Genomic DNA, 13747 nt, shown 5'->3' with positions numbered 1-13747 from the left:
CGAAAGACGGCCTCCTCGCGCATGGAGGTCAGACCGAAATAGCCGAAAAGAAGCCAGGTGGCTCCGGCTGAGAGCAGCAAACGCCCTCGTCAGGTCCAATAGAGAATGGCTGCAGCTGGAAAGCGTATCGCAACCTCTCGTTCGAAGAACGAGCGTAACCGCCGCATCGTCTCGCCATCGTATACCAGCTTCTCCGTGCCGAACTTCGTGCGCTTCGCAACCCGGCCTTCAATGCTCATGTCCAGCGCCGAGCCGGGATACCAGGTCTCGAGCACCGCCTTGGATCCCGCGTTGAAGCGGTGTGTGATCAGCTCGACCGTGAGGTCCAGGTTCGACACGGCCTGGAGACTGCGTGCTGCGGCCTCAATGAGCTCGGCATAAGCGGCTTCCCAGGCAGGCGCCGCAATGATCGGCGCGATTGTGAGGCCGACCGGGTATCCTGCCATCGCCATCCGGCGCAGCGCGTCGAGCCGATCCGCCACGGGGTCGGTTCCCCCTTCGAAACGCGCGAATGCCTTCGGATTGATCGAGGCGCGCATCCGCGTTCGTCCACGGTGATCCTGATTCAAGAGTGAGCCCACGTTGGCAAACTTCGTCGTGAAGCGGAGCTGCGCCTCGACGTCCCAGTTGCCGAACCACTCGATCAGCGCGGAAAGCGAGCCGGTCAGGGGCTCGAGAGCTAGCGGATCGGTGTAGCAGGATGCCTCGAACGTAGTGCCCTCGTTGGATCGAACGGCGCTCCTCGACGTGACCGTCCCCTGGCCGAGATAGGCTGGCAGGACGTTGAGGATCTCCTCCAGATTGGCGTATACGCGCGTGATCGGAGGACCCTTCAGCGAGCCGGCCAGATAGCAGTAGCTGCAATGGGCCGGACAGCCCTCGGCCAGGTCCACTCGCCAGTCCGCACTCGGCGCTATCGGCTGAAGCCTGCGCTTAGAGGGCGGCGCGACGACGACGGCCAATGTGGACTTGGCGTCGACGTAGGCTGCGCGCGGATCGCCAGGAGGGTTCAGGACGAGCCGGTCCCCGGCCAGCTCGACAACCTCGATACCGATGGCGGCAGCGCGCTCAAGAATCCTCAGTCCGTGTGCATGCTCGCGCGCCGAGCGGGTGACGAGTACGCGCCGCCAGCGGACGGGCTTTGCTGCACGCGGCATCGAAGGGGCAGAAGATCCCATCGCGCGACAACGGGCAGTGACTGACCAGGTTCAGACGGCGAACTAGACGCCTCAATCGCCGCTCTTGGCGACACGAGCCAAAAGCTCATCGAGGAGGAGGCGTTCGCCAGGAGAGAAAGTGGGAATGTCGGCGAGGTTGGCGCGCAGGCCGGTAGCCATCGTGGTCACCGTCGGAACCTCGCGCGACGTCGTGTCCAGGATCGCTGCAAGCACCGCATCCCTGGCAGCCGTCGATAGAACGCTCCGGTCTGCCGGAGGCTTCGCGAGAAGGGTCAGGATCGTGCCGGTGCCAGCTGCGTGGATGAGGTCTACCGCATTCCGCTCGTCGACCCTGAGGCGTCCGCTCCGGGCAACACGGTTCACGCGTTCCCGCAGAACCGTCAAACCCGCTGCCGTGGTGGCGGAGGTCCTCCCCGCCGGCAAGACGGTCATGATCGTGAACACCGCCGGATTGGCCAGGCCGAATGCAATGTAGTCGTCCCACCCATCCCGGAGGTCGGCGATCGGATCCTTGGCGGCGGGCCGAGCCGCCTTCGCAGCCACGAAGTCAGCCATCACCTTGTCGGCAACCGCGGCCAGAAGCCCGTCCTTGTCGCCAAACAACCGGTAGATCGTAGGTGCCTGCACGCCTGCGCCGGCGGCAACGGCCCTCGTAGTCGCAGCTTCGCCGCCCCCCTGAGCCACCAGATCGACCGCCGCCTCGAGGATGCGCCGGCGCGCATCGGCGGGAATGGCAAGGCTGCTATCCGAACTCACGCCTTGGACATAGCAGCGTTATCACAAACTTGGTAGCGCCGATCTCATTTCGCTGTTAGCAGTGTTATCAAGACTCGGATATCACTGGTATGAGGAGCGCAGCATGATCGTCGTAACGGGAGCTTCCGGCCAGCTGGGTAGGGGTGTGATCTCGGCCCTCGTGAAGAAGGCCCCTTTGAGCGGAATCGTCGCGAGCTCGCGTGACACAGGCAAGATCTGCGACCTGGCTGATCTTGGGCTGACGATCCGACGCGCCGACTTCGACGAGCCGCACAGTCTCAACGCGGCCTTCGTGGACGCGGAGCAGGTCTTGCTCGTCTCAGCGGACAAGCTCGGAGACGAAGCCGTGCGCCTCCACCGAAACGCGATCGAGGCTGCAAGGGCGCTCGGTGTCGGCCGGCTGCTCTACACGAGCCACATGGGAGCCAGGCACGGGTCGGCCTTCGCGCCGGCAGATCAGCACGCGCGGACGGAGGACGATCTCGCGGCGAGCGGGCTTCCCTTCACATCGCTCCGTCACGGATTCTACGCGGAGAGCTGTCTGCAGATGGTCGGTGAGGGATTGAAATCCGGCGAGCTGCGTGTTCCTGCGGACGGCCCGGTGAGCTGGACAGCACGGGCGGACCTGGCTGAAGCCGACGCGTACACGCTTCTGAACGAGGGCAGCCGCCAAGGCGTCACCGACCCTATGACAGGCTCAGACGCGCTCACGATGGCTGAGGTCGCCGCCATCGCGTCCGAGATCACCGGCCGCGAGGTTCGCCACATCACCGTTACGGATGACGAATGGTGCGACGACCGGGTCTTAAGCGGGATGCCTCGGATGTATGCGAACATGCTGCTGGGCATGTTCCGCGCCGCCCGCAACGGCGACTTCGCCCGGGTCGATCCCATTCTCGAGCGCATTCTGCGTCGCCGACCGCGCAGTCTCTATGACATCCTGAAGGAGGCGCTCTCGCCTTCCACGGACGCCCGTCCCAATTCACATCGCTGACGGAGACTACGCATGACCAAGCACGTCCTGATCACCGGTGCCAACAAGAGCATCGGCTACGAAACCGCACGCCGTCTCTCGGAGATCGGCTATCGTGTCTGGCTCGGTGCCCGTGACTTGGGTTGTGGCGAGGCCGCTGCGGAGACGTTGCGTGCCGCCGGCGGAGACGTTCGCGTCATACTGATCGCCGTGGACGATGATGCCAGCGTCAAGGCTGCCGCCGACCGCGTGGCAACGGAGGACGGCAAGCTCGACGTCCTCATCGCCAACGCCGGCATTCCCGGAGCGTATGCCGATCCGACCGCGCAGACCATCGAGGACATCCGGCAGGTGTACGAGGTCAACGTCTTCGGCGCGATCCGGCTGATCCAGACGTTCCTGCCGCTACTCAAGGCGGCCGGGTCCGCAAGCATCGTCAACGTCAGCAGCGAACTTGGTTCGCTTGGTTCGTTGAGCGATCCGAACGGCGAGTTCTACGGGGTCAATCTGCTGGGCTACAACAGCTCGAAGACCGCGCTGAACGCGGTCACCGTCTCGTATGCGAAGGCATTGGCCGAGCACGGGATCCGGGTGAACAGCGCCGACCCGGGCTACACAGCGACCGACTTCAACGGCCATTCCGGCTACCGAACCGTTGAGCAAGCAGCCGAGATTATCGTCCAGCTCGCGACATCGGACGATCCGAAGCTCACCGGACAGTTCCTAAACGACCGCCGCGAGCTGCCTTGGTGACCGCTGCCCAACAGAGTGCGAGCGCCTGAATTGACCGAGATTCGTCCTGATGTAGATCAGTTCTTACGGGTCGTGGCAACGATGGGTCGGGACACGGGGTTTGTGTTGCCCATAGTTTCTTATGCGTAGGGCCGCTCATGATCAGATCCATCAACCGCCAGATGACCGAGCGACGAGGCTCGCAGTTTCTGACCGACAGCTTCCAGCGAGGGCTGGCGCACTGGAATAGGGAGCGTCTCGAGCCCTCCTTCCCAGAAGCGGAAGATTCGAAACTGTTTGACCGCGATCTCAAGATGCATCGACTCGAGCTCGCGTTCCTCCAAGAACTCCGCATGGAGATCACGGATCTCGCCGCCGCCGCTCCGACGGACGCCGACGGGTTCATAGCCTGGTTCGAACAGCTCGAGAGGACAGGTCCCGGCCAGCATGACCCTCTGTTCGAGTGGCTAGCGAGCGATGCCGACCGGGACCAGCTGCGCTGGTTCTTCGAACAGGAGGCAGCCGGCGAAGCGGGCTTCGACGACCTCGTCGCGCTGACCCAGGTGAAGCTGCCCGTCAGGGCGAAGCTGGAGCTGGCGCGCAACTATTGGGACGAGATGGGGCGCGGCAATGCCAAGGGCATGCACGGGCCGATGCTCGACGCGCTCGTCGAGACGCTCGCCGTGAACCCGGTGATCGAGAACACCGTCTGGGAGAGTCTCGCGCTGGCGAACGCGATGACGGCCATGGCGACGAACCGTCAGTTCGCCTGGCATTCGGTCGGTGCCCTTGGCGTGATCGAACTCACCGCGCCCGGCCGATCTGCATGCGTCGCTCGGGGGCTTCGACGAATAGGCTTGACTGATAGAGAGAGGCGCTATTTCGACCTACACGCCGTGCTTGACGTCAAACACAGTCAGGATTGGAACCGGGAGGCCATTCGTCCGCTCGTTGAGGAGGACGGCCGCCGCGCGACAGCTATGGCTGAGGGGGCGCTAATGCGGCTCGTTTGCGGAAGCAAGTGTTTCAGCCGGTACCGTTCCGCGCTGTGGGAAACGACTTAGTCTAGCAATATACCCATCGAAACGAGCCTGAAAAAGGCCCGCTTAATCTGGAGCAACGAGCCGTACTTATGATCAGTTCTCACGAAGTATAAACAATATTGGCCTGCGCTTCGAAGTTATTGAACTGGGGCGATCCGGATGCCTTATAGTCGTCTCGATCGTTACCCTCTGATTTACTCAGAATCAATTGCTCCCAACCATCATTACAAAAATCATATAACTGCTCATAATCGCCGCCGATCTCATTGATCATACTCATGACAAGCTCGTCATCACCGCAATAGACCTCGAGCAACTCGTGATGGATCACGTTGTCGCGCTCGTTCGGCGGCCGGCCGGTCGCCTGACAGGTCGCGACATGGAAGTCCCACAGGTTGGTGATCGTCGCGTGCCAGCCGTCGCCGGGGATACGCCAGCAGGAGTGCTCGACGCCGTCGATCACCCCCTTCGTCCATTCCACACCGTCCTCGATCGCGAGGACGGCCTCGCGGACCGCGCGAGCCTTCTCGATCATCTCCACCGATATTCTCCGCGCCAGACCCCAAGGAGCGCTCAAGCTAGCGGGCAGGTCATGCCGCTGCCTTACCGGGCACGGTTAACGGCGCGATCCGGTCCGAGCCGCGCGGCGGTCCGCGTCCCATTCCCGGGACGACTCCGGCAGGCGTGCCGGAACCAATCAAAAGCAGCGACCGTGATCGGTCGGAAGGTGCGGAAAAGCGCCTTCCGGCGCGATCGGGAAAGGAAGGGGATCCGAGCCGCAGCAGTCGTTCCGACGACTTTCCGGCGATCTCACCTCCCCTGCGCGCGCCCACGCGCAATTCAACAGAAGTTACTAAAGTGTAACATTAGTTAGAGAGGAAAAAGAACTCATTACCTTCATATGCCCCAGGCGGGAGCCTACAGGCTCAAACACTAAGATTTGATTAAGTCGCGCCGCAGCCAGCGGCGCTTTTCCACTCATCATCCCCCCTTGAATCCAGATCATCCGATCGGGACGGCGGTCCGCAGACTGCCGCGCGCACGCGCGCGCGCGGGAGGGGACCATCTTAATGAAGGACCACCATGAAGTCGAACACCCTCCACCTTAACGGCAACGCCGAGATGAACCGCTACGCAGTCGCCGCCAAGCGACTGCTCACTGGGGTGCCGGAGCCCGAGTTCGTCGGCGATAAGCCATCGGTCCTCTTCTCCAACGGCCGCGATCTCGACCTGCGCACGTTCACGGCGCTGGCCACAGCTGCCGCGAAGTCCGGCTACGACATCGTCCACTTCGTGATCGACGAGAAGCGGCCCGAGCGCGGCATACAGAACGTAGTCCTCGGCCTCGAGCGCGATGGCGCCATCCACCGCTACTCCCAGTGCACGCTCTGGTCGCCTGCGGACGGCGGTTCGATGCTCATCATGCCCCAAGGCCTGAAGATATGCTTCGCGTTCGACGGCTTGGCGCTGATCTCCATCGACCAGCGCCCCGTCACCGCGATCGGGGACGGCGCCATGCGCGCCCGTTCGCGCGTGCGCCGGGAGATCGAGAGCGTCTCCGACGCCGAGCTGGCGCGCTTCGTGCCTCTGCCGAAGGCGGCCTGACGAACCGGGGGCCGGCTTCGACCACGGAGACCGGCCCCGGCGGAAGGGGCGAGGTCACGCCCCAAGGGCACTTCGGTGCCGATCGAGTTGCGGAGCAGGAAACAGGGGAAAAACGGGGCGCCGCCCCGGACCCGGGCTCCGCCAGCAGCAGGGAGTTTAATTTGTGATTGAAGAGACCGAAACGATGCGCGACGCCCGCCGTCAGTTGGAGGAGCTCACGATATCGGACCCCGCCGCAGTGGCTAACATGATGCGTCACCTTGCCGCGGTTTCCTTCGTCCTCACCGGACGTCGCGTCATCGAGACACGCGAGGACGAGCCGCGCCTGACGGCGGGTTTCAGGCTGATGGGGGGCGCGCACCACTTGTGCGGTGCCGTCACTTCGCGGACCGGCATCGACCAAGTGTACGTGGCGTTCGACGTTGACGACGCCGTTGGACCGCCGATCGGGCTCGGCCTTTTCCGGAAGGAGAAGCACGAGACATTGGTGTACGGCGATTGTCGCCTCTGGTCACCGGCCGACGGGGGGCGGGCGATACTCGTGCCTGACCCCACTGGAGATCACGGGCACTTCGCCTTCCAGCCCGGCTCGCGGCTTAAGCACCTGCCGGGTCTGCCGGCAGGCAACCTCGAGCCCGGCCTCCGGAGGGCCGCCGCTCGCCGAGTCCGGCTGCTGAATTCCGGTGAGCTTCGCAACGCCTCTGAGGGCTGCGCGGTAACTCGCTTCAGCAACGTGGGCCGGAAGATCTTCGTCGAGGTTACGCCGCTATCCGAGTAAGTACCGCGATTAGTCACATAGGTGCGAGCGACGGAGTAACGCCGCGGAGATGGGTGGAGGCAATAGACCTCCATCCACCTCCGCCACGTACCGAAGGCTGCGAGCGCGTCGAACCCAGACCGCCGGGTACGGCCTCCGGGGGCCTTAGGTGACGCTGTCAGCGGCGTATCGCCGGACCATTTTCACCTCCCCTGCGGGCGCCCGTGCGCGCGTCTCAACAGTTGTTACTAGAGTGTAACATCTAGGAGAGGGGAAAAAGGAAGAAGTAAGACCCCGGGCGGAGCCTATCGGCTCAAGCCCTTAAGAAGGAGTTAACGCGCCGCCATAGTGGCGCTTTTCCCCTCATCCTACCTCCCTCATTCCTGAACCTGAAATTCGGGACGGCAGTCTTCGAAGCGCTGCGCGCGCGTGCGAGTGGGAGGGCAACTCCACGAGGAACATCATGACGAAAACAACGGACATTGCCCCCGAACCTTTCGCGATCAGGGAACGGGTGCTTGAACTGCGCGAGCGGTTCGGCGACTGCGACTGGCTCAGGGTCGTCGGCGGCGTCACGGCCGAAGCCTACCGGCTCGCCGGCTTCACAACCGAGGAGTTCGCATCTCTGCTCCGGACCGAGATCGAGAAGCGCGGCAGGCTGCCGATCGACTTCCGGCGAAAGGACATCATGCGCCTCCGTGCTGGTTTCGACGGAGCCACCGGATTTATGACCGAGCAGCACGGCCTCGCCAACCTCTATCTGAACTTCCAGGGCGGGCACTATTCGGACGCCAACGACGACCCAAACCTCGAATTCACCGGTGCGCTGCGATCGTCTCTGGCCATCGTCGGTGGGCTCAGGCGTCCCATCGCCGCGCTCGCGTTGCAACAGGCGCCCAGGTGTCTGCTGAGCGGCGGCGGGAGGATGGAAGGCAGATTCGAGACGGTGCTGCGCCCGTGGGGCTACACGAAGACGACGAAGATCAGTCCAGCGCGCCGGATCGAGACGCTCGGCCTCATGCCGAACGAGGTGGCGAAGCTCCTCGACATCAAGCGGCAGAGGTCACTGAGCCACATCCCGTGGCTCGACGACTATCAGGCGCCACCGGCCTTCGGCTCGTCCGAACCTTTCGCGAAGCCCGTTACCTCGCCTGCCAAGCGGAAGTGGCCGGCACTTCGGCTGGTCCGATCCTGACAGCCGTCGGCAGGGACGCACGGGAAGAGAGGTCCCGTGCGTCCCTGCCCGGCTCCGCCCGCAAGCGGAGCCGGTCCGGCGGTCGCCCGTCGGGTCAGCGCGTCGGATCACGGCAGCGCCGACGCCGACGACGGGTTTGTCCGCCGGACGGTCAAGCGCGCCCGTAGAAGGCCGCGACAGCATGCTCGGGTCTCCTTCTGAACGCCGGAAGGCGGTTCAGGGGTGCTTTTCCGCTCTACTTCCAGATCATGGGCCCCGCCCCCGCGGGGCCCGCGCGGACCGGATCCGTCGCGTTCGACCGCGCAGCGGGAGCCTGTGCCACCGCCTGCGACATCGGCCGCCGTCGCTTTGCGAATGGATGTTTCCGCAGCTTGAGCCGCGCGTGGAACGAGCGCGCGCGAAGTTGAAGCACGCCCCAAGAGGATAAAATCGATGAATGAAATGGTGGAACCTCTCGGCCCTGTGATCGTGCTCGACATCGAGACCGCTCCGGATCCGGCGGTCGTCGCAATCGCCGGGCGCGGCCGGGAGATCGATCGGGCTGCCCTCCACCGGCTGGTCGCGGTCTCGATGCTAGTGGGATGCGAAGACGCCGATGGCTGGGGCAGCTTCGAGCTCGTCTCGGCCGCAACCGACGACGAGATGCGGATGCTAAAGCTGATCAACCGCCGACTCGAATGGCTTCATATCGAAGGCGGCACCCTTCTGACCTACAACGGCGTCTCCCACGACTTCACGTGCCTCCGCCGCCGGCGGAATGCAAACTGGGCGTTCGATCTCGCCGGTATCGCCGCGCTCGGCGACATCAGGCACTTCGATCTCATGCGTATGTCGTCCCGGGGCCCCCTGAAGCCCTGGCCATCGCTGCGTGACAGCTGCGCGGCTCTGGGCATCCCGATGAACCATCTTCTCGTGCCGTCGGCATCGGAACCCCGCGCGGCCTCGGTCAGGAAGAGCCAAGCCGACGTCGTCGGCACCTTCCTACTCTTCCTTTTCGAGACGGCGGCCGCGCGGGCGTCGGCGGCTTCGCTATCTGCAGGTTGGCGGGCGCTGTCGAAATTCCTCGGCGAACCCGCCGTCCGGGCCCCGCACTTGGAGCAATTTCGGGCGCCCTTCCTTCTTGGCCTCAACCAGGACTTGGGCGGGTGAAGCCCGAGGTCTGCGATCACCTGTGGCGAGCTCGGAGGGGGCAGTCTCGCGGGTTCGCGGTAGAAAACCTGACGGCTTGCCTCGTGAATATGCTGGTTGATTGCGGACGATATGCTTTGGCGGTTCTGGGTCTCCGTTCGTCGCGCGGCGATAAGCGATATCTAATCGTGTGCTCATGACTTCAAAATTCCGGGCTCAAGTGGCGACCGCCGACTGGTCGCGGCTTCTCCGATACCCGGTCCGGCGTTCGTGTACTTCAGTTTCAGGATGGGAATGGAGTGTTTGACGGAAGTTACGTGCTGTGCAATGGGAGTTTTCAGGATGGAGGATAAACGGTGGGGTGATCACGATATAGTTGTGACGGAGTTACTTCGCCTCCCCCGGTGCAACTGTTAGGTGGTTGAACCATATAATATGGGATTTTTTTCGTAATACCCTTGGCCCGTTTGGGAATTCCGATCGACGAACATACAAGCACGCCATGAGTACTAAGGCGAGCACAGGCGCGGGTGGCGCCCTCCGATCCGCGGACCGTGTTGTGTTCGGTCGGCTCTACATCTCCGACCAGGGTGATGCGATCACCCCCGACGGCTACTGCCAACAGCTCACCAAGGTCATCGTCGACGTCGTCTTCAAGCGGTTCGATCGTAAGGACCAGATGAAGGCGCTACGCCGCATCCGCGAATTCACCTCGTTCGTAATGACGAAGGGTGAGCGGTGGGACGCCTTCCTCCACGAACCGGAGGGCGACACCGAAAAGCGTATGCGGTTGCTGCTGGCGTCGCTCGGCTGCAAGCTCGAGAAAGTCGCATTCGACGGGACCACGAAGGTGACCCACCCGAGCGCGACCTACCTTCGCGTCCTCTTGGTCACAATCAGACAGTTCTACCGCGAGCTCTGCGGTGCCCGCCTCCACCATCCGGACAATCCGATGGACGTGACGGGCTGGCGCACAATGAGCATTCCGCAGCGGGAGCGGTGGGCGAAGGCCCGCAACTACCACCCCATCTACGGGATGGAGCATGCCGGCCACCGGTTCTTCGCGAACGTTACACCGCCGAAACCGCGCATGCTCTACAGCCCCTACGAAGCCGCCGATGCGCTGAGCCACGCGGTCGACGGGATCGGAGCTCCGGCGGCCGTCGTTCAGATCAAGGAGGTGCAGCGCGTCAACGGCCTGCGGTTCTCCGACTTTGCCTTCGCGACGGCCCACGGCTACGCGCTCGCGGGCCTGGAGGACCACTTCCGCTGCCGCAACAAGCAGGGCGGCGACGACCTCAGCAAGTCGGCGAGCATGCCTTCGGGCGTGCAGGCTGCCGTCCGGCGCCGGTTCGAGGCGGCCCCGCATCCGCACGACCACGCGCGCAGCCTGTGGGACCGTATCGTGGAGCTCGCTCCCCGACTGGCGCTGGGCGGACAGGCATCGATCGCAGCTGCGGACGAACTGAAGGGCTACAATCTCTTCGTCCGGGAGGACGACGGCGACACGATCTCCTACGACGCCTACCGCTACTGGTTGCGGAAGGCCGCGCTAGCAGGCGGCGTGGTCGTCCAGACCAATCACGGGCCTTGGTTTCCGACGTCAATAGTCTTCCGGAAGGCCGCCATCGCAGCCGCCGTGAAGGCCCTTTTCGCCCGGACTACTAGTAGTGACGGCAGCATCGACAGGGAGGCGCGGCAGGAAGGCCTCGACGAGATCTGCGACCGTTTTTACCAGTCGACCGACCAGACGAAGGTCTACGCCGACTGGGAGTACGAGCTGGAGGCCAGGCGGACCACGATCCGGATGGCCGAGCGGCGTGAGCAGCAGCAGGCGGCCGAACGCAGCATGGGCGAGTCCCCCCTTCGCAGCCAACGGCTGTCGGCATCCGTCCAGCGTCGCCTGGACCGACTAGCACAACGTCCCGAGGAGGCGGTCCGATGACCGGAGTGACCAATGCGCCCAGGAATGGTCGATCGAAGCGCGACGTCGCGCCGTTCCCACGCGGTGATGGGGCGGTGCCGCTCGCTCCCCAGCAGGCCAAGACCCAGTTGGGGTGCGCCCTGAACACCATCTTCAAGATCGCCTACCTCGGCGCGATCAAGGTGACGGTTATCGACAGCGGCCTCAAGCGCGAATACCGCTTCCACCTTCAGCCTGGCGCCGACCGCGCCTACATATATGAGTCCTGGCTGGCCCGCGTGCGGTGCTGGAACCACCAGACCGCCGTCATCCACAAGGATCTGCGGGCCGCCTGCGCAATCCCGGCCGATCATCCGCAGCCGTCCGGGCTGGACCGCTTCTGCTGCGAGACCTTTGCGAGGATCGGCACTTCGTCACGTCTCGAGTGCACCGCATTCTTCGTGGACAAGGACCGGAAGGCGGAAGACCGCGACCGGCTGCGAGCCCAACTCGCTACCAGCGATTGGGCGCCGAGCGGAAGCCATTCCACCGCCCGCGTGGAGTCGTGGGCCGTCGTCGCGAGGTTCCCTGCGGTGGACGGTCTGCCGGACACGTCGCTCGACCCGCAGGCCGCGGACCCGGCCGAGCCCTCGACCGGGCTGATAGGCCGGGCCATGGCGCTGGGTCCCTTCGCGGCCGCGGCTACAATGTTCGCCTTCGTAGCCACCGCCTCCGATCGCGACGAAAAGCTGCTGCGCACCTACGTGCGCGGCTTCGCCAACGTCGATGCCCAACTGGGCGTGCAGGATCTGTCCGCCATCACCGGTGAGGACATCGAGAGACTGCTGGTATCGATGCTGGAGGAGGCGGCGAAGGGCGGGCGCGGGTGCGCCTCTCTCTATGAGACCTGCCAACGCTATCGGACGGCGACGCGCTACCTGCGGAGCTACGTCGCCCGCGTCGACGGCGACGGATCCCGCGGACTGGCCGCCCACCTCCCCCCCGATCCGTCCTCGCCAACCAGGGTCTACAAGGCGCTCGCCGAGGCGAAGAACGTCGTGGTGCTGGAAGGGGGCGTAAGGCGCAAGCGCCTCAGCAACCGCGCGGCAGTTAACCTCGACCGGCACATCGCGGCCAACCGATCCGCCATGGAGCAGATCACCGCGATCAGAGAGGATGCGCTGGTTGCGGCCGACGAGGTCGTCCTACAGGCCGTCAGACGGGACGCAATGGGTGAAGCCGAGGCGCGGCGGACGCCGGCTTTTCGAGAGTTCCTCGTCACCGTCCCCGTCCTCGACCCGAAGGGCGACATCGTGCGCGGCGCGAGTCAGACGCTCGTCTTCTGGGCATGGCGGGAAAGGGACGCCTGGCTCTCGCTTGAACATGGTGCGCTCAGGCGCCAGCGGGGCATGCGGCCGAAAGGCCGCAAGGATGCTCAGTCGATTGCGAAGCGCGCGCTGGTCGACGCGGCGCTGGACATGAAGATCAAGGACGTCCAGGCGAACGAGGGGAAGTACGGCGACGTCGTCTTCGAGTACCGCGGCTGCCGTCCCGACAGGCCGGGCGGCCTCTGCCAAGAGCCGCGCTTTGTCACCTTGGCCAGGCTTGGCGTCGACATCGCACCGAGTCACCTTATGGCTAGGTGCCAGCGCCGGCGGCACAGGCTGATGCAGAACTGGAACATCGTCCCGCACATCAAGACCCCGGGTGGGCTCCTCACGTTCGAGAACGACAAGTCCGTCCTCATCAGGTGGATGAATGCGCGCAACCGCGTCATGGTGCCCATCCACGAGGTCTATTTCGCAACGCTGTTCGGGACGCTGGGCTTCGACATTCTCACCGAGACGCTGGCCAGGCTCTCCGAGGCTATCCAGCCCGAGCAGGACATCGCCCGTTGGAAACTGGACGAGGCGATCGTCCCGCCGGTCATGGGCTTCCTCGCGGCCACCAAGGCTCATCCCGGAAAGCCGAAGCAGATGCCGAGGCCGCTCGGCGTCTCCGATCCGCTGTTCGAGAGCATCATGGCTGCGGCCGAAGAGATCGCCCGAGCCAATGGGCATGCGGACGGATGGCTTCCCGCGGTCGACGAGCCGCCGGGGCGTCCGGGCGAGGCCGATGCCTCGGGAAACGTGGTCCCGCCGCGGCGGCGTCCGCTCGTATTCCAGTGGCGGGGTAGAGCCCTGCCTCCGGCCGAGGTCGCGGAACTCGTGTCCTGGCTGATGGCCAACCGAGGCCGAGTCACCCCCCACGTGCTTCGACATGCGGCCGCGAACCAACTGCGCCAGATGGGCGTGCCCGAGCGTGTGGTCCAGGCGATCCTGGGCCACAAGTCTCTGAAGTCCACGGCTTGGTACATGAGCCCCGATGCAAGGCGGGCTCGGATGGAGGCGGCTATCCAGCGGCGCGGGCGCCGGATCGGTGCGGCGAGTTTGCAGGCGGGGCGGGCGGGGGTCCGATCCGAAGGGAAGAATTGAAGT

Annotated in this window: 12 protein-coding genes; 9 read left to right on the top strand and 3 right to left on the bottom strand. The window is 64.4% G+C overall.

Annotated features, from left to right (window positions below):
* Positions 1-89 precede the first annotated feature (89 nt).
* Positions 90-1157, bottom strand: a complete 1068-nt coding sequence (locus PQ455_RS13460) for an SPL family radical SAM protein (protein ID WP_273686606.1) — start codon at positions 1155-1157, stop codon at positions 90-92.
* A gap of 72 nt (positions 1158-1229) precedes the next feature.
* Positions 1230-1934, bottom strand: coding sequence for a TetR/AcrR family transcriptional regulator (locus PQ455_RS13455; RefSeq protein WP_273686605.1), 705 nt, complete (start codon positions 1932-1934; stop codon positions 1230-1232).
* Between the two features lie 103 nt (positions 1935-2037).
* Between PQ455_RS13455 and PQ455_RS13450 the strand changes: the two genes are divergently transcribed.
* The 3 genes from PQ455_RS13450 to PQ455_RS13440 all read left to right on the top strand — a co-directional run bounded on the left by PQ455_RS13450 (position 2038) and on the right by PQ455_RS13440 (position 4703).
* A complete protein-coding gene (locus PQ455_RS13450; protein WP_273686604.1) occupies positions 2038-2928 on the top strand; it encodes an SDR family oxidoreductase in 891 nt (296 codons plus the stop codon).
* A 12-nt stretch (positions 2929-2940) separates the two neighbouring features.
* The gene (locus PQ455_RS13445) at positions 2941-3660 is read left to right on the top strand and encodes an SDR family oxidoreductase (protein WP_273686602.1); all 720 of its coding nucleotides are present in this window, start codon (positions 2941-2943) and stop codon (positions 3658-3660) included.
* A 137-nt stretch (positions 3661-3797) separates the two neighbouring features.
* Positions 3798-4703 carry an iron-containing redox enzyme family protein gene (locus PQ455_RS13440; protein WP_273686601.1) on the top strand — a complete coding sequence of 302 codons (906 nt, stop codon included), beginning with the start codon at positions 3798-3800 and terminating at the stop codon, positions 4701-4703.
* A 79-nt stretch (positions 4704-4782) separates the two neighbouring features.
* Here PQ455_RS13440 and PQ455_RS13435 read toward each other — a convergent pair whose 3' ends face one another.
* Positions 4783-5223, bottom strand: a complete 441-nt coding sequence (locus tag PQ455_RS13435; RefSeq protein WP_273686600.1) for a hypothetical protein — start codon at positions 5221-5223, stop codon at positions 4783-4785.
* Between the two features lie 542 nt (positions 5224-5765).
* On the opposite strand from PQ455_RS13435, the gene PQ455_RS13430 reads away from it, so the two are divergent.
* The 6 genes from PQ455_RS13430 to PQ455_RS13405 all read left to right on the top strand — a co-directional run bounded on the left by PQ455_RS13430 (position 5766) and on the right by PQ455_RS13405 (position 13744).
* Positions 5766-6287, top strand: coding sequence for a hypothetical protein (locus PQ455_RS13430; protein WP_273686599.1), 522 nt, complete (start codon positions 5766-5768; stop codon positions 6285-6287).
* A gap of 184 nt (positions 6288-6471) precedes the next feature.
* Positions 6472-7065: a hypothetical protein gene (locus PQ455_RS13425; RefSeq protein WP_273686598.1), complete on the top strand. Its 594-nt coding sequence runs from the start codon at positions 6472-6474 to the stop codon at positions 7063-7065.
* 442 nt (positions 7066-7507) lie between these two features.
* Positions 7508-8239 carry a hypothetical protein gene (locus PQ455_RS13420; protein ID WP_273686597.1) on the top strand — a complete coding sequence of 244 codons (732 nt, stop codon included), beginning with the start codon at positions 7508-7510 and terminating at the stop codon, positions 8237-8239.
* Between the two features lie 432 nt (positions 8240-8671).
* Positions 8672-9388, top strand: coding sequence for a 3'-5' exonuclease family protein (locus PQ455_RS13415; RefSeq protein WP_273686596.1), 717 nt, complete (start codon positions 8672-8674; stop codon positions 9386-9388).
* 538 nt (positions 9389-9926) lie between these two features.
* Positions 9927-11312 (top strand): hypothetical protein, encoded by a 1386-nt coding sequence (locus PQ455_RS13410; protein WP_273686595.1) that lies wholly within the window; start codon positions 9927-9929, stop codon positions 11310-11312.
* On the top strand, positions 11309-13744 hold the full coding sequence (locus PQ455_RS13405) for a tyrosine-type recombinase/integrase (protein WP_273686594.1): 2436 nt from the start codon (positions 11309-11311) through the stop codon (positions 13742-13744). The genes PQ455_RS13410 and PQ455_RS13405 overlap by 4 nt, the downstream gene beginning before the upstream one ends.
* Positions 13745-13747: the final 3 nt, after the last annotated feature.

Origin of the sequence: Sphingomonas naphthae (assembly GCF_028607085.1) — a bacterium.
In the GTDB taxonomy this organism is placed as follows: Bacteria; Pseudomonadota; Alphaproteobacteria; order Sphingomonadales; family Sphingomonadaceae; genus Sphingomonas_Q; species Sphingomonas_Q naphthae.
This window is presented reverse-complemented; position numbering and strand designations above follow the sequence as displayed.